The organism is Sphaerisporangium sp. NPDC051017, assembly GCF_040683095.1.
Classification (GTDB): Bacteria; Actinomycetota; Actinomycetes; order Streptosporangiales; family Streptosporangiaceae; genus Sphaerisporangium.
The window spans coordinates 1-22017 of sequence record NZ_JBFBCI010000083.1 but is presented as its reverse complement, the minus strand read 5'-3'; the positions used below and the strand labels follow the sequence as shown (position 1 = coordinate 22017).

Annotated in this window: 10 protein-coding genes; 8 read left to right on the top strand and 2 right to left on the bottom strand. The window is 74.6% G+C overall.

Translation table 11 applies throughout. From position 1 onward, the window contains the following. Positions 1-48 precede the first annotated feature (48 nt). Positions 49-5754, bottom strand: coding sequence for an amino acid adenylation domain-containing protein (locus AB0M95_RS37450; RefSeq protein ID WP_363775430.1), 5706 nt, complete (start codon positions 5752-5754; stop codon positions 49-51). Then, entirely contained in the window at positions 5751-12107 is a 6357-nt protein-coding gene (locus tag AB0M95_RS37445) for an amino acid adenylation domain-containing protein (RefSeq protein WP_363775427.1), read from the bottom strand. Before AB0M95_RS37445 ends, AB0M95_RS37450 begins: the two co-directional genes overlap by 4 nt. 388 nt (positions 12108-12495) lie before the next feature. Between AB0M95_RS37445 and AB0M95_RS37440 the strand changes: the two genes are divergently transcribed. The 8 genes from AB0M95_RS37440 (at position 12496) to AB0M95_RS37405 (ending at position 21895) form a co-directional block, all read left to right on the top strand. After that, a complete protein-coding gene (locus AB0M95_RS37440) occupies positions 12496-12819 on the top strand; it encodes a phosphopantetheine-binding protein (protein ID WP_363775424.1) in 324 nt (107 codons plus the stop codon). Between the two features lie 8 nt (positions 12820-12827). Next, positions 12828-14129 (top strand): glycosyltransferase, encoded by a 1302-nt coding sequence (locus AB0M95_RS37435; protein ID WP_363775421.1) that lies wholly within the window; start codon positions 12828-12830, stop codon positions 14127-14129. Continuing rightward, on the top strand, positions 14129-15460 hold the full coding sequence (locus AB0M95_RS37430; protein WP_363775418.1) for a glycosyltransferase family 4 protein: 1332 nt from the start codon (positions 14129-14131) through the stop codon (positions 15458-15460). Before AB0M95_RS37435 ends, AB0M95_RS37430 begins: the two co-directional genes overlap by 1 nt. Next, positions 15457-16383 (top strand): thiamine pyrophosphate-dependent dehydrogenase E1 component subunit alpha, encoded by a 927-nt coding sequence (locus tag AB0M95_RS37425; protein WP_363775415.1) that lies wholly within the window; start codon positions 15457-15459, stop codon positions 16381-16383. Before AB0M95_RS37430 ends, AB0M95_RS37425 begins: the two co-directional genes overlap by 4 nt. Further along, entirely contained in the window at positions 16380-17393 is a 1014-nt protein-coding gene (locus AB0M95_RS37420) for a transketolase C-terminal domain-containing protein (protein ID WP_363775412.1), read from the top strand. Before AB0M95_RS37425 ends, AB0M95_RS37420 begins: the two co-directional genes overlap by 4 nt. Beyond that, positions 17390-18736, top strand: coding sequence for a 2-oxo acid dehydrogenase subunit E2 (locus tag AB0M95_RS37415; RefSeq protein ID WP_363775409.1), 1347 nt, complete (start codon positions 17390-17392; stop codon positions 18734-18736). Before AB0M95_RS37420 ends, AB0M95_RS37415 begins: the two co-directional genes overlap by 4 nt. Further along, positions 18733-20529 carry a condensation domain-containing protein gene (locus tag AB0M95_RS37410; protein WP_363775406.1) on the top strand — a complete coding sequence of 599 codons (1797 nt, stop codon included), beginning with the start codon at positions 18733-18735 and terminating at the stop codon, positions 20527-20529. The genes AB0M95_RS37415 and AB0M95_RS37410 overlap by 4 nt, the downstream gene beginning before the upstream one ends. 169 nt (positions 20530-20698) lie before the next feature. After that, a complete protein-coding gene (locus AB0M95_RS37405; protein WP_363775403.1) occupies positions 20699-21895 on the top strand; it encodes a cytochrome P450 in 1197 nt (398 codons plus the stop codon). Positions 21896-22017: the final 122 nt, after the last annotated feature.

Sequence of the window (22017 nt, the reverse complement as noted above, 5' to 3'; positions counted from 1 at the left end):
GCCCTCGCCCGCGCATCGAAGAAGTCCCGCCCGGCGACGGGCGGGACTTCAGCGTGCCCCGGCGCGGTCGCGCAGGGCCTCCACGCCGACCAGGTCGTCGGGCAGCGCGTCGGGGACGGTGTCGTCGAAGCGGGCCAGCGTCCGCACGCGCATCGCCACCAGCGCCGTCACCGCCATGGCGAGGGCGAAGCAGACGTACATGAAGCCGATGCCGCGCCCGGGCCCCGTGCCGATCAGCGCGCCGGCGGTGGCGGCGAGCGGGCCGTCGTGGGCCAGCAGCGGCTCGAACACCGCCGTGCCGTACGGGGCCACGAGCCCGAAGCCGATGGGCAGCGTGGACCAGGCGACCAGCGTGTTCAGGGCGATCACCCGGCCGTGGAAGCGCTGCGGGACCTTGACCTGGATGATCGTGGCGTAGACGCCGTTGAGGAGCGTCAGCCACAACGACATCCCGAACGACCCGATCCCGATCACGAGCAGGTCGTTCCGAAGGCCCGTGACCAGGCAGAACACCGAGAGGGCGAGGGTGGCGAGCAGCACACCGCGCAGGCGTCCGCGTCGCGGCCCGCCCCACACGGTCATGACCAGACCGCCGAGGAACACCCCGAGCCCGCCCGCGAAGGCCACCCGCCCGACGTCGGCCAGCGTGGCGAACGACAGCACCAGCGGGGAGATCATCAGGAACAGCGGTGACAGGAAGATGTTCAGCACGGCGAAGAACAGCAGCATGGCGCGGAACGACCGGTCGCCCCAGGAGTGGCGGAAGCCGTGCACCATCTCGGCCACCACGGACTCGCGCCGCTTCCACGCCATCGAGGACGGGAACCTGACGAGCGCCACGCTGAGGATCGCGGCCGCGTAGCTCGCCACGTCGATCACCAGGATGCCGGACAGGCCGATCGTGGCCATCAGCCCGGCGGCGACCAGGGGGACGATGAGCTGGGAGGTACCGACGGCCATCTGCACGATGCCGTTCGCGTGGCCGAGGTACCGCTTGGGCACGAGCTGCGGGATCGCCGAGCCGTAGGCCACGCGCTGGAAGGTGAGGGAGACCGACAGCAGCACCAGCAGCGGGTAGATGTGCCAGGTCTGGAGGTTGCCGGTCCACAGCAGCACGCCGAGGACCAGTTGCGTGCAGCCCGCGCCGACGTCTCCGGCGAGCATCACGCGACGGCGGTCCGACCGGTCCACGATGGCGCCGGCCAGCGGGGACACCAGCATGCCGGGCACCAGGCCGAGGACGGCGAACAACGCGAAGCTGACCAGCGAACCGGTGGTGATGTAGATCCAGATCGGGATGGCGAACTCCGTGAGCGCCGACCCGGTGATCGACATGAGCTGCCCGGCGGCCACGATCCCGAACCGCCGCATGCTGGGCCGGGGCCCGTCGCGGGTCTCCGGGGCGCCCGGCGCGGTGCGGGCCGGGCCGGAGCCGTCCTGAGCGGCCGGACCGGAGCCGGTGAGAGCGGTCGCGGGACCGTCCTTCGCGGCGGCGTGCGCACGAGGGACGGCCGGGGAGGTGTCGTGGAGCCACCAGGTGGAGTCCTCGCCGCGCAGGTACGGCTCGGTGCGGCCGGCCGCGATGGCCGGGTGGACCTCGGTGAGGATCCTGGCCAGCTCCCGCGCCCGATATTTCATGAAGAAGTGGCCCGCCTCGTCGAGCACCGCCAGGGCCGCCGAGTCCGACACGCAGTGCCACTCGCGGAAACGCTCCTGGTAGAACTCGGTGGCGGGATCCCGCTCCCCCACGACGGCGACCACCGGAGCGCGGAACGGCGGCGTGCGCTCCTCGAAGAGCCGCCCGAAGTACCGCTCCGCCTCGCGCGTGCCCTGCCGCCGGTTGCGGATGATGAGCTTGAGCTGCTCGGGGTCGATCTGGTCGACGTCCATGCCCGCCGCCGTGAGCGCGTTGGCCATGACCTGGTCGCTGCGCAGGCGCTCCAGCGCGTCCGACACCCGGGACACGATGCCCCTCGGCCGGGCGAACGGGAAGATGCCGCCGAGGTAGACCGCGTCGACGGTGCGCCCCGCGGCCTCCAGGCGGCGCACGATCTCCACCGCCAGCATCACGCCGAGCCCGCAGTGCCCGTACACGACCAGCGGGCCGCCGGGGACCGCGGCGAGGATCTCCTCGACGCAGCCGGACGCGACCTCGCCGATCGGGCGCGACGACTCCCCGAGCTCGTGCCCGGGGACGGCGATCGAGTACAGGGCCCACTCCTGCGGCAGGGCGTCGGCGAGGTCCTTGTAGATCACCGCGCTCCCCCCGCCGTACGGCGCGCAGACCAGGCTCGCGGTCGTGCGCCGCGCCGGGGTGAGCCGGTGCAGCAGCGTGCGGGGACCGTCGCCGCCCGCCTCCATGAGGCGGGCCAGCGCGCGCACCGTGGAGTGCTTGAACAGGTCCATGATCGTGACGGGGTGGGCGTCCGTGCCGTTCATGGAGCGCAGCCGGGCGATCACCTGCATGGCGAGCAGCGAGTGCCCGCCGAGGTCGAAGAAGTCGTCCAGCGCGCCGACGCGGTCCAGCCCGAGCACCTTCGCCCAGACCTCCGCGACCGCCTCCTCCAGCGGGGTCTCCGGTGGGACGTACTCCGCCCTCTGGTCGGGCCGCTCGTCGTCCGGCTCGGGGAGGGCGGCGCGGTCGACCTTGCCGTGGGACTTGAGCGGCACCGCGTCCAGCCAGACGTACCTGGCCGGGACCATGTAGTCCGGGAGCCGCTCGCGGATCCACGCCCGCAGCTCACCGGCGCCCGGCCGGGCGTCCCCGTCCTCCTGGGCGCCGGAGGACGGCCCGGCGGCGACCAGGTAGCCGACCAGGCCCCGGTCGCGCAGGTCCACCACGGCCTGGGCGACGGCGGGGTGCTCCTGGAGCAGGTTCTCGATCTCGCCCAGTTCGACCCGGTAGCCGCGCACCTTGACCTGGAGGTCGCGGCGGCCGAGGAACTGGAGGTTCCCGTCCGGCAGCCACCGGCCGAGGTCCCCGGTGCGGTACATGCGCGCGCCGGGCTCGCCGTACGGGTCCGGCGTGAAGCGCTCGGCGGTCAGCCCGGGGCGGCCGAGGTACCCGCGCGCGAGCCGCTCGCCGCCGAGGTACACCTCCCCCGGCACGCCGACCGGGGCGGGACGCAGGTTCTCGTCCAGGACGTAGGCGCGGGCTCCGGGCAGCGGCCGGCCGATGGGCAGCGTGGGCGCCGTGTCCGGGACCGCCGGGTCCACGCGCAGGGTGGTGACGCCGACCGTGGCCTCGGTGGGGCCGTAGTGGTTGACGACGGCGCACCTGCCGAGCGCCGCCAGTTCCCTGGCCCACGCCCACGGGGACGCCTCGCCGCCGAGCACCAGGAGCCGCCGGGGCAGCAGCGCGTCCGGGGCGGCCTCGGCCAGCAGGGCGGCGAGGTGCGACGGCGTGATCTTCAGGTAGTCGATGCCGGTCGCGGCGAAGTGGCGGGCGAGGTCGGGCGCGGCCGTGCGGGACGGGATGAGGTGCAGGGTGCCGCCGGTCATCAGCGACAGGTAGAAGACGGTCACGCCGAAGTCGAAGGCCGGCGACTGGAGCAGAGCGAACGACCCGCCGGGCTCGAACCCGTCTCCGTTCCGGGACCCGGGGGACCCCGGGGGCGCCGCGTCGCGCATGTGGGCGGCGAACCGTTCGCGCACGCCGGACAGGTAGAGCAGGACCTCGCGGTGCTGCACGGCGACGCCCTTGGGCTTGCCGGTGGTGCCGGAGGTGTAGATGACGTAGGCCAGGTCGCGACCGGTCACCGGGCCGGCGACGGGCCCGGGCTCCACGCCGTCCAGCACGCCGGTGTCCAGGCACACAGTGGTGAGCCGGCCCTCGGCCGGCGCGGCCGAGGCGGTTGGACCAGTGGACGGGCTGAAGGGGGTGGACGGCGTGACCACAGACCCGGCGGGGCCGGTGGACGGGGATGGAGGGACGGTTTCGGTGGGGGCGGGGTTTCCCGGCAGGCGGCGGGCCAGGGGCGTCGTGGTGATCATGACGCGGACGCCCGCGTCGGCCAGCGCGTGCGCCAGCCGCTCCTCCGGGTGCTCCGGATCGAGCGGGACGTAGGCCCCGCCCGCCTTGAGCACGCCGACGACGGCGACGGCCAGCTCGGTGGACTGCTCCAGGAGGATGGCGACCCGCTCGCCCGGGCCCACGCCGAGCCCCGTCAGGTGCCGGGCCAGGCGGTTGGAGCGCGCGTCCAGCTCGGCGTAGGTGAGCGAGGTCTCGCCGTGCACGACGGCGGTGGCTGCCGGGGTGCGCGCCGCCTGGGCGGTGACGAGCTGGTGCAGGAGCTCGCAGGGCGGGGGCTCGGGGGCCGGGGAGGCGGCGAACTCCAGGGCGGGGCCGTACGGGAGCTGGACGCGGGAGATCCGGACGCCGGGGTCGGCGACGACCGAGCGGAGGATGCTCTCGAAGTGGCCGGCCATCCGGGCGACGGTCTCCGGCAGGAACAAGGCCGTGTTAAAGGTGAAATTTCCCCATAAGCCGCCGTCGGGGGTCTCGTTCACGTACAGCGCCAGGTCGAAGCGCGTCACGTTCGTCTCGAACGGGAACCCCGTCATCGTGAAGCCCGGCGGCTCGGGCGCCCTGCCGTCCTTGCCCCGGTAGTTCTGCAGCGCGAAGAGCACCTGGAAGACCGGCGAGCGGCTGACGTCCCGCTCGACCGCCAGCTCGTTCACGAGCTGGTCGAAGGGCAGCTCCTGGTGGGCGTAGGCGTCCAGCGCCGTCTCGCGGCAGCGGCCGAGCAGCTCGGCGAAGGCCGGGTCGCCGGACAGGTCGGCGCGCAGCGGCAGCGTGTTCACGAACACGCCCACCACCGGCTCCAGCTCGGGCAGCCCGCGCCCGCTGATGGGCGAGCCGACCGCGAAGTCCGTCGCGCCCGAGTGGCGCGCGAGCAGCACCTGGAAGGCGGCCATCAGCGTCATGTACGGCGTGGCCCCGTGCTCGTCGCCGAGGCGGACGATCGCCGAGGCCAGCGCGGCGTCCAGCGGGAATCCGTGCGCGGCGCCGTCGAAGACCTGGGTGGCCGGTCGCGGCAGGTCCGCGGGCAGCCCCAGCGGGGCCAGTCCCGCGAGCCGCCGCTTCCAGTAGGCGACGTCGCGCTCGTAGGCGGGGGTGCCCATGCGCCCGCGCTGCCAGATCGCGTAGTCGCCGTACTGGACCGCGAGCGGGGGAAGCGCGGGCGCGCGCCCGGCCCTGTGGTCGTCGTGCAGCGTGAGGATCTCGCGGATGAGGATGTCGCAGGACCAGCCGTCGGTCACGGCGTGGTGCATGGTGAGCAGCAGCACGTGGTCGCGCGGGCCGAGCCGGACCAGCAGCGCCCGCAGCAGCGGACCTTCCGCGAGGTCGAACGGGCGGACGATCTCCTCGTGCACCAGCACGCGGGCGCCCTGCTCACCATCGGCCGCCGCGACGCGCAGGGAGATCCGCGGCTCGGCGTCCACGACCACCTCCGGCCGCCCGTCGCCGGTGGTGACGAACCGGGTGCGCAGGCTCTCGTGGCGGGCCGTGACGTCGGCGAGGGCCCGGCGCAGGCAGTCCTCGTCCAGCTCGCCGGTCAGCCGCACCGAGAACGGCACGACGTACGCGGCCGTGCCGGGCACGTACTGCTCCAGGAACCAGAACCGTTCCTGGGCGTGCGAGAGCGGCGGGACGGTCCCCTCGGGGCGCGCGGCGATCGTCGTCACCGCCGCACGCCGGCGCAGCCGCTGGGCCAGCAGAGCCTGCTTGGCCGACGACAGGTCCGCGGTCACTGCCCCTCCAACGGGTCGGGCGCGGTTTCGAGCAGAAGGAGGGCCTCCTCGTCGGAGAGTCCCTCCAGCTCTTCCAGCAGGAGTTCCTCCAGCGCGGCGGCCAGGTCGGCCACCGTCCGGCGGGCGAAGATCGTGCGGATCGGCATGTCGACCTCGACGTCGGCCCGCAGGCGGGCGATGACCCGTACGGCGAGCAGCGAATGGCCGCCGAGGTGGAAGAAGTCGTCCAGCGCGCCGACCCGCTCCAGGTCGAGCACCTCGGCCCAGATGTCGGCCACCAGGCGCTCGGCGTCGGTCCTCGGCTCCACGAACCGCGTCTCGCGCTCGCGTTCGACCTCGGGCAGGGCCGCGCGGTCGACCTTGCCGCTCGGGGTCAGCGGCAGCCGGTCGAGCCGCGTCCACAGGCCGGGCACCATGTACGGCGGCAGCGTCTCGGCGGCGTGCCGCCGCAGGTCGTCGAACGACGCGGAACCGGCGACGAAGGCCACGAGCGTGTCGTCGCGGACCGCGACGGCGACCTCGCCCACGCCGGGATGGGCCAGCAGCCGGGCCTCCACCTCGCCGGGCTCGATCCGGTACCCGCGCACCTTGACCTGGTCGTCCAGGCGGCCGAGGAACTCCAGGCGCCCGTCGGCCCGCACGCGGGCGCGGTCGCCCGTGCGGTACAGCCGCGATCCGGGCGGCCCGGACGGGTCAGGCACGAAGCGCCCGGCCGTGAGGGCGGGCCGTCCGAGGTAGCCCCGGGCGACGCCCGCGCCGCCGACGCACAGCTCGCCGGGTACGCCGGGCGGGACGACCGCGCCCCGGGCGTCCATGACGTGGACGGTCGTCTCGGCGATCGGCCACCCGATCGGGGGCCGCGATCCGCCGTCGTCGTCCAGGTCCGTGGCGGTGGCGATGATCGTGGTCTCGGTCGGGCCGTAGGTGTTGACCAGCCGGACCCGGTCCCCGAACCGCGCGCGCCACCGCGCCACGGCGGCCGCGTGGACCTGCTCGCCGCCGAGGATCACCAGGCGCAGCGACTCCGGCCACCGGACCTCGTCGATCAGGTCCACGAGCCGGTGCCAGTAGGCCGTGGGCAGGTCGAGCACGGTGACACCGGACGACCCGGACGACCCGGACGGCGCGGCCAGGTGGTCGGGCAGGGACGCGCCGCCGTCGGGCAGCATGACCACGGCGGCCCCGGCGGCCAGGGCCGGGAAGATCTCCTCGGCGTGGGTGTCGAAGCCGAGCGAGGCGAACTGGACGACCCGGTCGGCGGGGCCCAGCTCGTAGGCGCCCCGCATCCACCGGACCCGCGCCGCGAGCCCGCCATGCTCCACCACCACGCCCTTCGGCGTCCCCGTCGACCCGGAGGTGTAGATGACGTACGCGGCCGCGCCCAGGTCCGTCCCGCTCGCGCCGTCCGTGCCCTCCGCGCCGCCGTCCCGGACCGCCGGGCCCGAGCCCGTGGGCCGTCCGGTGGCGTCCACCACGACCGTGGCGACGGTGGCGGGCAGCAGCGGCGCGCGCTCCGGGTCGGCGACGACCAGGCGGACGCCCGCGTCCCGGATCATGGCGGCCAGCCGCTCGGCGGGGTGCTCGGGGTCGAGGGGAAGGTACCCGGCGCCCGCGTGCCAGGCGGCCAGCAGGGCGGCCACGGCGCCGGGCGAGCGGCCCAGGCAGACGCCGACCAGCTCGTGTCCGCGCAGCTCCGCCGCCAGCGCGCGGGCGCGTTCGTCCAGCTCGGCATAGGTGGTGGTCTCGCCGCCGCACTCCACCGCGACGGCGCCGGGCGTGCGGCGGACGGTGGCCGCGACCAGCTCGGGGACGGAGAGGGACGCGCTCGCGCGACCGGCGGGCGTGAGGGCGTCGAGGCCGGGTACGGCCCCGGGCCCGGAACCGGAGCCGAGACGGGCCAGCAGGGCGTCGTCGGCGGTGGTGCGCATCGGGAGCGCGGAGACGGGGACGTCCGGTTCGGCCACGGCCCCGGTGAGCAGGACGGCCAGGCGTCCGGCCATGTTCTCGATCGTGGCGGCGTCGAACATGTCGGCGTCGTAGCCGAACAGCAGCGTCAGGTCGTCCTCGCCGCGCCACGCCTCCAGCATGACGTCGTACTTCGCGTGCTCGGCTCCGGCGTGGAAGGGCTCGGACGGCAGGCCGTCGAACGGCTGTGAGCCCCCGGTCTCCTCGGTGTGCAGGATCAGCATGGTCTGGAAGAGCGGGGTCGTGCCGGTGTCGCGTGCGACTCCGAGGTCCGCCAGGAGCCGCTCGAACGGGATCTCCTGGTGGGTGTGCGCGTCCAGCACGGTCTCGCGCACGCGGCCGAGCAGGCGGGCGAAGGACGGGTCCCCCGCCAGGTCGGCCCGAAGGACCAGGGTGTTGGTGAGGTAGCCGACGACCCGCTCCAGTTCGACGCGGTCGCGTCCGGCCGTGGGGGACCCGACGGCGAAGTCGTCCTGGCCGCTGTGGCGCGCCAGCAGCACCTGGTAGGCGGCCAGCAGCACCATGAACAGGGTGGCGCCGTGCCGCCTGCCGGTCCGCTCCAGCGCGGCGGCGAGGTCGCCGGGCAATGTGAGGCGGTGGGTCCCCGCGCGCCGGGCGGCGCTCACCGGGCGCGTCCCCGTCGAACTGGAGCGGTCGGCGGGCAGGTCGAGCGGGGGCAGGGCGCGCAGGCGGTCGCGCCAGTACGCGAGCGCGTCGTCGTGGTCGTCGCGCAGACGCCGCCGGTAGGCCACGTCGCCCGGCTGGAGGGGCTGCGGGGGCAGGTCCGGGGGCAGTCCGCGCCGCGCCGCGCCGTACAGGGCCGCGAGGTCGTCGAGCAGGACGGTGAGCGACCAGCCGTCGGCGGCGATGTGGTGGGAGACGAGGCAGATGACGTGGTCCGACGGCGACAGGCCGATGAGCGCGGCCCGGAACGGCGGCGCGGCGGCCAGGTCGAAGGGGGCGTTGACGCGGGCGGCGACCACCCGCCGCGCCTCCTCCTCACCGGTGGCGGCGAGGCGTTCGAACCGCGCCGGGGCGGCCGGCTCGACGGCGGCGAGCGGCGTGCCCTCGTCGTGCGGGTAGCGGGTCCGCAGGCCCTCGTGCCGCGCGACCAGCCCGGTCAGGGCCGTGTCCAGCGCGCCGGCGTCGAGGGGGCCGGTGACGCGGCGGACCAGGTAGACGTTGAAGGAGGTGTCGGCGGGGTCGTACCGGTGCAGGAACCACAGCCGTTCCTGCGCGGCCGAGAGCGGCGCCGGCGCCCCCTCCGGCCTCGGCTCGTACGGCGCCGCGCTCGCGTCCGCCCGTCCCGCCACGGCGGCGAGCCCCGCGACGGTGGGGTGGGTGAACAGCTCGCGCACGGGCACCCGCACACCGAGCGTGCCGGCGAGGCGGGCGACGACCTTGGTGGCCAGCAGGGAGTGGCCGCCGAGGGCGAAGAAGTCGTCGTCCGCGCCGATCGGGCGGTCCAGGCCGAGGACCTCGGTGAAGACGGCGGCCACCCTGCGCTCGGCCGGGGTCTCCGGCGGGCGTCCCCCGGCGGGGGCGGACGGCCCGGGGTCAGGCAGCGCCCTGCGGTCCAGCTTGCCGTTGGGGGTGAGGGGGAAGGCGTCCATCGGGACGTAGACGGAGGGAAGCATGTACGCGGGGAGCCTGTCGGCCAGCGCGGCGCGGTCGGCCTGCCCGATCACGTAGGCGACCAGGCCCTGCCCGCGGACGGCGACGACGGCCTGGCGGACGCCGGGCTGTGCCGCGAGGGCCGTCTCGATCTCGCCGAGCTCGATGCGGTGGCCGCGCAGCTTGACCTGGTCGTCGGAGCGCCCGAGGAAGTCCAGCGTGCCGTCGTGGCGGCGGCGGACGGTGTCGCCGGTGCGGTACAGGCGCGCGCCCGGCGGGCCGTAGGGGTCGGGGACGAACTTCCGCGCGGTCAGCTCCGGGCGGCGCAGGTACCCCTCGGCCACGCCGATACCGCCGATGACCAGCTCGCCCGGCACGCCGGCGGGGAGGCACCGCAGGTCAGCGTCCACCACGTCCACCACGTGGACCCGGGTGCCGGCGATCGGGCGGCCGATCGAGACGTGGCCGGGCCGTTCTGGCACCTCCCACGCGGTGGACCAGATGGTGGTCTCGGTGGGCCCGTACATGTTCCACAGCCGCCGCACCCGGGACCGCAGCTCCTGGGCGAGCGGCAGGGGAAGGGCCTCTCCCCCGGCCAGGGCGGTCACGTCCGGGCCGGTGAAGCCCGCGTCCAGCAGGACGCGCCAGCCGGAGGGGGTGAGCTGGGCGTGGGTCACCCCGCTCGCCTCGATGAGCGCGGCGAGCGCCGCTCCGTCCAGGGCGGTGCCGGGGGGCGCGACGACCGCCCGGCCGCCGGTGGTCAGCGGCAGGTACATCTCCAGGCCGCTGATGTCGAAGGACGGCGAGGTGACGGCGAGCCAGGCGTCCGAGGGGCGCGGGCCGAGCAGCTCGGACATCGCCGCCAGGAAGCCCGACAGCGCCCGGTGCGACACCACCACGCCCTTGGGCCGGCCGGTCGAGCCGGAGGTGTAGAGCACGTACGCGGGGTCCTCCGGCCGCGCGCCGTCCCCGCCGGGATGGCCGAGCGGGTCCAGGCGCTCCGGCGCGCCGCTGTGGTCGAACGGATCGAGGGGCTCCAGGGGGAGGATCTTCGCGTCGACGGCGGGAAGCCGGTCCAGCAGGCCGGCCTGGGCCAGGACGATCGCGGCGCCGGAGTCCTGGAGCACCATGGCGACGCGCTCGGCGGGGTAGCCCGGGTCCAGCGGCAGGTAGGCGGCTCCGGCCGTCAGCGTGCCGAGGAATCCGGCGATCGTCTCCAGGGACCGCTCCGCGAACACCGCGACCAGCGTGCCGCGTCCCGCGCCCTCCGCGCGCAGCCGCCCGGCCACGCGGGACGCGGCGGCCCGCAGCCCGGCGTAGGTCACCTCGACCGGCCCCTGTGTCACGGCGACTGCGTCCGGCGTGCGCGCGGCGGTGGCCGCGAACGCCTCGGCCAGAGTGGGCAGCGCGCGGGCCGGGTGCTCCTGGCCGGGCGGAACGCCGGCGTCCGCATCGTCCGCGTCTTCCCCGTCGTCCTCGGCGCCGAACAGCGACGACAGGCGTGCGCCGGGGTCGGCGACCGCCGCGGCGAGCAGGGACAGCAGGGACGAGGCGTAGCCGGCCACGGTGGCCGCCTCGAACAGGTCCCTGTTGTAGGTGAAGACCAGCCGCCGCTCGTCGCCCTCGCCGAAGACGTCCACCACCAGGTCGTGGTGGACCTGGTGGTATCCGGCGTCGAGGACCTCGGCCCGCACGCCGGGCAGGTCGAGCCGCATCTCCCCCATGTCGTGCAGGACGAGCATCGCCTGGAACAGCGGCGCGCGGCTGAGGTCGCGTTCGACGCCCAGCTCGTTCAGCAGCAGCTCGAACGGGACGTCCTGGTGCCGGTAGACCCCGACCGCGGCGGCGCGGGTGCGCCGGAGCAGTTCCCTGATCGGGGGGTCGCCGGACACGTCACCGCGGAACACCAGGGTTCCGGCGAAGTAGCCGACGAGGGTCTCGTACTCCACGCGGTCACGGCCGCCGATGGCCGAGCCGACGCACAGGTCGTCCTGCCCGCTGTACCGGGCGAGGAGCGCCTGGTAGGCGGCCATGAGCACCATGAAGGTCGTGCAGCGCTCGGCCGCCGCGAGCCGCCGCACCCCGTCCATCAGGCCCGGCGGGAGCGGGACGACCAGGGTCGCGCCGGCGGTGGTGGCGACCGCCGGGCGGGGGCGGTCGGTGGGCAGGTCCAGCGGCGGCGCGCCCGCGAGCCGGTCCTTCCAGTAGGCCAGGGACGCGCCGTCGTCGTCGCGCGAACGCTGGGCGCGGGCGAAGTCGGCGAAGCGCGCGGGCAGGGGCGGCAGCGGCGACGGCTTCCCCTCGCGGAACGCCGCGTACAGCCGGGCGACCTCGCCGAGGAGCAGCTTCAGCGACCAGCCGTCGCAGACGATGTGGTGGACGACCAGGCAGAAGACGTGCTCGCCGGGGCCGAGGCGGGCGAGGCTCGCGCGGATCGGCGGCCCGGCCGCCAGGTCGAACGGGCGGTTCGTCCGCTCGGACAGATACGCGGGCACCTGGGCGGCGTCGAGCTCGGAGAACTCCAGCGTGAACGGCGCGGGGGCGGCGAGTTCCTGGACGGGCCCGCCGTCGCGCGCCGGGAAGCGCGCGCGCAGCGGCTCGTGCCGCGCCACGACCTCGGTGAGGGCCCTTTCGAGCGTCCGCACGTCGAGGGGCCCGCTCAGGCGTACCGCCGTGAACAGGTGATGCGAGGGGTCCCCCGGGCGGAGCTGGTCGAGGAACCACAGGCGTTCCTGGCCGAACGACAGGGGGATGTTCTCGGTCGGCTCACGCATGCATTACCTCTGCCGGACTAGGCGGATAAACGGGCTCTTGTCCGTCTTGTCCACTTTGACAAGCGCGCGTCCAAAACAAGCAGGAGATAAGGCACGACGGGAACGCTCCGACGGATCGCCAGGCTAGGGATCGCCGCGCGGCGGCGTCAAGATGTCATGAATGTTTCGCGGGTATCGGCGTTTCCTACCGCCATATTCCTCGGTCAACCTTATGTCCGTAATATCTGTAAAGATAATAGTTCTTGACACTGTTTCGCCCACCTCCCTAAGGTTCGGGAGCGCTCCATCCAGCGCTCCCCGACAAACCCCCTGTGCCGGACGCGCCGGTGACGCATGGGCTCCTGCCGGGCAGGCCCGAGACAAGCCGAAGCATCATGGGGAGGGCCGGGTGACACTCACGGAGACGGCGGTCGCCGCGATGTGGGCCGAGCTGCTGGGCGTCGCGCCGAGCTCGGTGGACGACGACTTCTTCGAGCTGGGCGGGCAGTCGCTGACCATGGTGAGGTTCATCGCGCGCGTGCAGGAGACCTACGGGGTCGAGCTCCCGATCGACCGGCTGTTCGCGGGCGACTTCACCGTCGCCGAGGCCGCCAGGGCCATCGACCACGGCCGTCTGGAGGCGGCCGGCGACGACGAGATCGCCGCGCTCGTCGCGGAGCTGGAGAGCCTGTCCGACGAGGACGTGCTCGCCCTGTTCGCCGAGGACGAGTGACACCCCGCATGACCACCGCCTCCCCCACGGCGCCGACGGCGCTGCTGGTGACGCACGGCACCGACGGCGACGTCCTGCCGTTCGTCCGGCTCGGACGGGAGCTGCGCGCCGGCGGCCACCCGGTGACGCTGCTCACGCACGCCCACTACCGCGCGCACGCCGAGCGCGCCGGCCTGGACTTCGTCGCCATCGACACCCAGGCGGAGTTCGAGCGGACGCTGGGCGACACCCCCGAACTGCTCGACGGCCTCGGCTGGCCGGAGTTCTACGAGCGCAACGGCCTGTTCGAGCAGATGGTCCTGGAGTTCCGCGCGATGGCGGAGCGGCACCGGCCGGGCGAGACGGTGCTCGTCGGGCGGCACACCTCTGCACTGTCGGTGCTCTTCGCCGCCGAGGCGCTCGGGGCCCCCGCCGCGTGGGTGGCCGTGGCGCCGATCCAGATCATGGCGGCCAAGGCCGCGATGCACGCCTACCGGCACCTGCTCGCGGACGGCGTCGCCCGGGTGCGGCGGGAGCTCGGCCTGGGCGCCGGCTGGGACGCCCGGTCCGCCTCGCCCCGGCTCGAACTGGGCCTGTGGCCGGGATGGTTCGACCGGGCGGGCGCGCGCTCCCCGGCGCGCGTGCGGCTCACCGGCTTCCCCCTCCCCGACGACGAGGACGAGGCGCTCCCCCCGGAGGCGGCCGCCCTGCTGGACGGGCCGGTGCGGCCGGTGCTGGTGACCGGCGGGACCGGCCGGATGCTGCACCGGGAGTTCTACGACGCCGCCATCGAGGGCGCCCGGAAGTCCGGCCGTCCCGTGCTGCTGGTCGTCCGCCACCGCGACCTCGTGCCCGACCCGCTGCCCCCGGGAGTGAGCTGGCACCCCCGCCTACCGTTCCGCGCCGTCATGCCCCGGGTCGCGGCCATCGTGCACCACGGCGGGATCGGCACCCTGAGCCGCGCGCTGCGGGCCGGAACCCCGCAGGTCATCCTCGCCCACGGGGTCGACCGGCCGGACAACGCCGAGCGTCTCGGACGCCACAAGCTGGCCTCCTGCCTCCCCGCGCCGCGCTGGACGCCCGGGGAGGTCGCCGCGCTGCTCGCCGCGGCACTGGATCGAGGGCCGGTCGTCCCGCCGCCGGAAACGACCCCGGCCGGAGAGCCGGCCGGCCTCGCCGCGGCGGCCTCGCACATCGCGGCGCTGCGGGACGGGCCCGCCGCCGAGTCCCCCGCCGACGGGATACGCCGCCGGCTCGACCACCTGTCCGCCGAGCAGCGGCGGATCGTCGCCGACCGGCTGCGCGGACGGCTCGCGCGGCAGGGGCCGTGATGCGGATCCTGCTCGCCCAGAACATGTTCCACCTGCCGTCCCACGGCGGGGCCAACAAGTCCAACCGCATCCTGATGGAGCAGCTCGCCGCCCGGGGCCACGAGTGTCACGTCGTCGCCCCGCTCTCCGGCGCGCTCCGCCGCACCTCACCCGAACGGCATCTGGCCTACCTCCGGGGCCTCGGCGCCGACATCCGCTCGGCGACCGGCGAGCTGGTGGTGTACGAGTACCGGGGCGTGGTGGCGCACGCCGTCGTGGAACCCTCGCGGCTGGCCAGGCGGGTCGGCGAGGTCGCCGCGACGCTCGACCCGACGTGGACGCTCGTGCCGTCCGACGATCCCGGGCTGATCATGCTGGGGGCGGCCTCGCGGGCGACGCCCGGCCGGGTGGTCTACCTGGCGCACACCTTGCAGCAGCTTCCGTTCGGCCCCGGCGCGTTCTACCCGAGCGCCGCCGGGACCCGCCTCGTCGGGGCCGCGGCGGGGGTCGTCTCCGTCAGCCGCGCGGCACGGGAGTACCTGCGCACGTGGGGGCCGATCGAGTCGGAGCTGATCCACCCGCCGGTCTACGGCCCGGGCCCGTTCACGGCCGTCCCCTCCGGCGGAGGCGCGGTGCCCACGGCCGGCACGGTCAGCACGGTCAGCATGGTCAACCCCTGCGCGTACAAGGGCCTGCCCGTCTTCCTCGCCCTGGCCGACGCCCGTCCCGAAGTCCCGTTCCTCGCCGTCCCCACCTGGGGCGCCACCGAGGACGACCTCGCCGCGCTGCGCGCCCGGCCCAACGTCACGCTGGTCGAGCCCTCCGACGACATCGGCACGATCCTCGCCCGGACCGGCGTCCTGCTCATGCCGTCCCTGTGGGACGAGACGTTCGGGTACACCTGCGTGGAGGCGATGCTGCGCGGCGTCCCCGTGCTCGCCTCGGACGTCGGCGGGCTGTCGGAGGCCAAGCTGGGCGTGCCGTACCTGCTGCCGGTGCGACGCATCACCGCCTACGAGGCGGGGGCGCACGCGCGCCCGGTGCCGGTCGTCCCCGAGCAGGACCCGGGGCCGTGGCTGGCCGCGCTCGACCGCCTGCTCGGCGACCCCGCCCATCGCCGGGAGCTCGGCGAACGGTCCCGGGACGCCGCCGCGGCGTTCGCCGCCTCGCTGGACGAGGGGGCGTTCGAGCGCTACCTGAGCGGCCTGCGGCCCGTCGCGCCACCTTCCCCGCCCGCGTCCCGCGCCAAGGCGCCGAGCCCGGAGCGGCGGGCGGCGCTCGCCGCTCTGCTCGCGGCCCGCGCCGCCGCCGCACGTGCGCCCGGAACCGTCCCCGACCAAGGAGCACCGTGATCGAAACCGCGCGGGCGTACCGGCCGCCCGTCGCCAAGGTCGCCGACGAGGACCTCGAACGGCTGCTGCTCATCCGCCACTTCGAGCTGACGCTGCTGAGGCTGTTCGAGCAGGGCGCCCTCAACGGGACCACGCACACCTGCCTCGGCCAGGAGCACATCCCCGTGGCGGTGAGCGCGCTGCTGCGCGAGGAGGACTTCGTCTTCAGCAACCACCGGGGCCATGGCCACTTCCTGGCCCGGTACGCCGAGCCGCACGGGCTGCTCGCGGAGATCATGGGCCGTGAGGGCGCGCTGTGCGGCGGGGTCGGCGGCAGCCAGCACGTCTACCACGAGCGGTTCCTGTCCACCGGGGTGCAGGGGGAGAGCCTGCCCGTGGCGGTGGGGGTCGCCCTGCGGCTGAAACGGACCGGCCCCGGGGCCCTCGCCTGCGTCTACATCGGCGACGGCACCTTCGGCGAGGGCGCCGTGTACGAGGCGCTGAACATGGCGCAGCTCTGGCGGGTGCCGCTGCTCGTCGTCGTGGAGAACAACGGCATCGCCCAGTCCACCCCGACATCGGCGCAGATGTCCGGCACGATCGCCGCGCGCGCGGAGGCGTTCGGCGTACGGCACCACCGGATCGCCACCATCGACATCGCGGACATCCGCGACGAGATGGGCCCGCTGGTCGCCGCCGTCCGGCAGACCTCCTCGCCGCTGGTCGCCGAGTTCGTCACGCGCCGGATCGGCCCGCACAGCAAGGGGGACGACACCCGCCCCGAGCAGGAGCGCCTCCAGGCCGAGCTGACCGGCTGGCACCGGGTGTACGGCGAGGCGTTCCCCGAGCGGTTCGCCCGGATCGACGCCCGCCAGCGCGACCTGGTCGCCCGCGTCGCCGCCGAGGTCGCGGCCCGTCCCACCGTCGCCCGGGGGCGCGCGTGAGCCGGGCGGAGCGGGTCGCCGACAACCTGAACCAGGCGCTGCACCAGGTGATGGAGGACGACCCGAGCGTCCACGTGCTCGGCGAGGACATCGTCGACCCGTACGGCGGGGCCTTCAAGATCACCAAGGGCCTCTCCACGCGGTACGGCGCGCGGGTGATGTCGACCCCGCTGAGCGAGGGCGGCATCGTCGGCGTCGGCGCGGGCCTCGCCCTGGCCGGGGACAAGGCCATCGTCGAGATCATGTTCGGCGACTTCGCGGGCCTGGCGTTCGACCAGCTCCTCAACTTCGCCGGCAAGTCCACGATGATGTACGGCAGGCGCGTGGAGATCCCCCTGGTGGTGCGCTGCCCGACGGGCGGCGGCCGGGGGTACGGGCCGACGCACAGCCAGAGCCTGCAGAAGCACTTCATCGGCATCCCCGGGCTGTCGGTGTTCGAGATGAGCCCGTTCCACGACGCCCGCGACCTGCTCCCCCACCTGCTGTCCCTGGGCGAGCCGTGCCTGCTGTTCGAGGACAAGGTGCTCTACACGCGGCGCGCGTTCCGGAACGGTGAGGTGGACGACCTGTTCGTCTTCGACCTCGTCGGCCCGCCGCCGTACACGGCCTGCGTCCGGCTGGACGACGGGACCCCGCCGGACTGCACCCTGATCGCGCCGGGCGGGGTGGCGCACCGGGCGCTGTCCGCCATGCGCTCCCTGCTGCTGGAGGACGAGATCACCTGCCGGCTTCTCGTGCCCGCCCGGCTGTACCCGTTCGACCCGGGGCCGCTGCTTCCCCTGCTCGCCGGGACACGGCACGTGTGCGTGGCCGAGGAGAGCACCGCCGGGGGGACCTGGGGAGGCGAGGTGGCCCACGAGCTGCACCGCCACCTGTGGGGCTCGCTCTCCCGGCCGGTGAGCGTGGTCTGCTCCGCGCCGGACGTGGTGCCCACGGCGATCCACCTCGAACGCGACGTCCTGGTCCAGGACACCGCCATCCGCCAGGCCGTCCTGGAGGCCCTCGCATGATCGACGTACACGTCCCCAAGCTGAACAACAATGACGCCCAGTACGTGCTGGTGGAGTGGATCTCCGAGGACGGCGCGCACGTGCGCGCCGGCGACCCGCTGGCCGTGCTGGAGACCTCGAAGGCGACCGAGGAGATCGTCGCCGAGGGGGAGGGCCTGCTCAGCCACGTGCTCCTCGTGGGCGCCGAGTGCGAGCCCGGCCAGGTGATCGCCCGGCTGTTCGGCAGCGAGCGGGAACGCGACCTGTTCGCCGGCCGCGATCACGGCCCGGCAGAGCCCGGCCCGGCCGCCGGTTCCCCGTCCGAGGCGGCCCCGGAGCCGGGCGACCAGGACGAGCCGGTCATCACGGCCCCCGCGCGGGCGCTGATGGATCGGCTGGGCATCGGCGCGGATCGGGTGCGCGGCCTCGGCAAGAAGATCATCCGGCGGTCCGACGTCGAGGCGCTCGCCGGCGGCCCGGCCCCCGCCCCGGCGGGGCCGTACGAAGCACACGAGCCATACGAAGCATACGAGCCGTACGAGGCGGGCGAGACCGGCGACGCCGGGGAGATCATCACGCTGTCCCGTGCCCAGCAGCGCGCCTCCGCGGTCGTCGAGCTGTCGCACCGGACCATACCTCCCGCCTTCACCGTGATGAAGATCGACGTCGGCGCGGCGCTGGCGGCGGGCCGCGCGCTCACCAAGAGCCTGCGCACGCTCGTCGGGCTTCCCGAGCTGCTCGTCAAGGCGGTCGGGTCGGTCCACGAGCGGTTCCCCCTGTTCTTCGCCTCGCCCGTCGACGGCCGGACCGTCCGCGGGTCGCGGGCGCCGCACGTCGGGGTGACGTTCGACGTCGGCAAGGGGCTGGTCATCCCCGTCGTCAGGGACGCCGCGACGCGTTCGCTGGCGGACGTCTCCCGCGCGCTCATGGGGTTCCGGCTGAGCGCGATGCGCGGCGGCCTGCGCGAGCAGGACCTCCAGGGGGCCAACATCGTCGTGACCCTGCACAACGAGCCCGGGGTCGTGCTGGCGGTCCCGATCGTCTTCCCGGGCCACTCCTGCGCGCTGTCGCTGGCCGCGCCGCAGCGGGAGGTCGTGCCGGACGACACGGGCGGCTTCACGGTCAAGGACGTGGTGTACCTGGGGGTGGCCTTCGACCACCGGGTCGTCAACGGCCGCGACGCCGTGCTGTTCCTCGACGCCCTGCGCGCGGCCCTGGCCTCCCCCGAGACCCTGGCCCCGCCGGAAGCCCTCCCTCCGCCCGGGGTACCCGCACCGCACCAGGCCGCCTCTCCCGAGGTCCCCCTATCCCGCGAGGAGGCCACCTCCCCGGCGGCGCTCGACGAGGACGGCGGGACGGCGTGAGCGGCGAGCGGGCCGTCCCGTCCCAGCGGCGGGAACTGGCCGCCCGGCTGCTCGCGGCCCGCAGGAAGCCGGGCGGCGACGCCATCCCCGCCGTCCCCCGCGACGCGGGCCTGCTCGAGTGCTCTCCCGAGCAGCGGCGGCTCTGGCTGGCCGCCCAGACCGACCGCCAGGTCGCCGCGCCGAACGTCACCCTCGGGCTAAGCCTGTCCGGCCCGCTCGACCTCGGCGCCCTGGCCAAGGCCCTGGCGGGCCTGGCCGAACGGCACGAGACGCTGCGCACGGTGTTCGTGAACTCCGGCGGCGAGCCCCGCCAGATGATCCTGGGCACGCCGGACGCGCCGCTCACGCTGGTCGACCTCACCGGCGACCCGCAGGCGGAGGAGACGGCGCTGCGGCTCGCGACGGCCGCCGCGGGCGAGCGGTTCGACCTCGTGTCCGGCCCGATGCTGCGCCTGACCGTCTACCGGACGGCGCCCGGCGAGCACCGGCTGCTGCTCGCCGTGAACCACCTCGTGTGCGACGGCGGTTCCCTCGGCGTCGTGGCCCGAGACCTCGCCGCCCTCTACGGCGGCCGGGAGCTTCCCCCGCCGCCGGCCGTGACGTACGCCGACTACGCCGCGTGGGCGCGGTCGCGTGTACGGGCCCACGCGGGCGGGCGGCTGGACCACTGGCGCGAGCGCCTCGCCGACGCGCCGCCTCTGCTCGGCGGCGAGCCCGGACTCGCCGGTGACGCGCCACGGCATCCGGACGGCCGCCTGAGCGCGACGACCGCCCTCCACGTCGACACCGGCACGATGGACGCGCTGCGCGGCGGCCCGGCTACACCGTTCGTGGCCGTGCTGGCGGCCTTCTCCGTCCTGCTGCACCGGGCCACGGGCGCGTCCGGCCTGACCGTCGGCACGGTGACCGGCACGCGGGCGCGCCGGGAGCTGGAGCCCCTGGTCGGGTGCTTCATCAACATGGTGCCGATCCCCCTGCGCGTCGAGGGGACAGAGGGCTTTCGCGCGATCGTGGCGCGGGCGCGCGCGGAGGTCGGGGCGGCGCTCGCGCACGAGGTCCCGTTCGACACGCTGACGTCGGCCGTCGGCGGTCGGCGGCGGCCGGGCGTGCATCCGGTCTTCCAGGTGGCGCTCATCCCGCAGGACGCCCCCGAGCCGCCGGGCGGATGGGACGGACTGCGGGCCTTCGCGTGGAGCCCGGAGGTGGACGAGACGGCCTACGACCTGGCCCTCGCCATGACCCCCACGGAGACGGGGCACCGGCTGGCCCTCACCCACCGGCGCGACAGGGTGCCCGAGCGGGTCGCCGGGCCGCTCGCCGCGGGGTTCGCGGAGCTGCTCGGCGCGCTCCCGTCCGCGCCGGACGTGCCGGTCGGAGACCTGGCGCTGCCGTCCCTGGACGCGCTCGCGCGCCCGGATACCGTCGCCGCGCCCGGGGCCCCGGCAGGCGATCCCCGCGCCGGCGCCGCGCGGTCCGCCGGCCTCGCGGACGAGCCCGGCCCGGGATCCAAAGCCGCGCGGTCCGCAGAGCCCGTGGACGAGCCGGTGGACGAGGAGGTCTCGGCGGAGGTCAGGCGCATCTGGTCGGAGGTGCTCGGCGTGCCCGAGATCGGCGCGGACGCGGACCTGTTCGACCTCGGCGGCGACTCGCTGGCGATCACCCGCATCGCTGCCCGCGTGCAGGACAGCCTCGGCGTCGAGGTCCCGGCGTGGATGTTCTTCGAGACGCCCACGATCGGCGGGTTCGTCGAGGCCCTGACGACGTTCGGGAGATCCTCACCCGGACGGCGCTGACGTCTCCCGGCCGCGGGTCCGGCCGCCCGTGGCCGGTGGCGGGGACGTGACGGCTTTCGCGCGATGGCATGGCCATGAAGTGCGCAAACTTTACAACTTCCGATAACTCCTTTCATTCACCGATATTTCCTGGCTTATACGGTCTTACCAGGAATGGAAGGAGCACCTCGTGACTCATGCCATGTCGAGCCCCGTCACCCTTCCCCTCACCCGTACCGACCCCTTCGACCCGCCCGGCGACCTGCGCCGCTGGCGCGAGGAAGGACCGATCCGCCCGATGCTGTACGCCGACGGGCACGTCGGCTGGCTGGTGACCGGATACTCCATGACGCGGGCGGTGCTGGCCGACCCGCGCTTCACCACCGACCCCGCGCTGCTGCACCCGCCGATAGGCCAGCGCGCGACCCAGCGACTCCTGGAGGACCTCCCGGGGTTCTTCCTTCAGGAGGACCCGCCCGAGCACACCCGCCTGCGACGCCGGCTCACCGGCCACTTCACGGTCCACCGCATGCAGGCGCTGGAGCCCAGGGTCGAGGCGATCACCTCCGACCACCTGGACGCCATGGAGCGCACCGGCCCGCCCGCCGATCTGGTGCGGGAGTTCGCGCTGCCGATCCCCTCCCTGGTCATCTGCGAACTCCTCGGCGTGCCGTACGGCGATCACGAGATGTTCCAGCGCCGCTCGTCGGTGATGCTGGACCTGGACTCCTCGCACGAGCAGGTGCGCCGGGCGCTGGACGACCTGATGAACTACCTGCGCGGGCTCGTGACGCGCAAGCGGACCGCCCCGGGCGACGACCTGATCAGCGAGCTGGCCACCGACCGCGGGCTCACGATCGACGAGGTCACCGGCGTGGCCGTGCTGCTGCTCGTCGCCGGGCACGAGACGACGGCCAACATGCTCGCGCTCGGCACCTTCACGCTGCTGCGCAACCCCGCGCAGCTCGCCGCCCTGCGCGAGGACCCGTCCCTGGCCGGCGGCGCGGTGGAGGAGCTGCTGCGCTACCTGACGATCGTCCACCTGGGGCCGGTGCGCGCGGCCCGCGAGGACGTCGAGATCGACGGTCACCGCATCAGGGCGGGCGACTCGGTGACGCTCTCGCTCCCCGCCGCCAACCGCGACCCGGCCCGTTTCGAGGATCCCGACGCTCTGGACATCACCCGGCACGCCGCCGGGCACCTGTCGTTCGGGCACGGCGTCCACCAGTGCCTCGGCCAGCAGCTCGCCCGCATGGAGATGCGCGTCGCCTATCCGGCGCTGCTGCGGCGGTTCCCCGGCCTGCGCCTCGCGGACCCGGACGAGCAGGTGCGGACGCGGACGCACATGGCGATCTACGGGGTTCACACACTGCCCGTCGCCTGGTAGCCCCCGGGGGGGGGGGGGGGGGGGGGCCCCCCCCCCCCCCCCCCCCGGGGGGGGGGGGGGGCGGCAAAAGCGGGGGGTTTTAAACCCCCGGGTGAGAATAAAAGGGGGGGTAAAACCCCCCC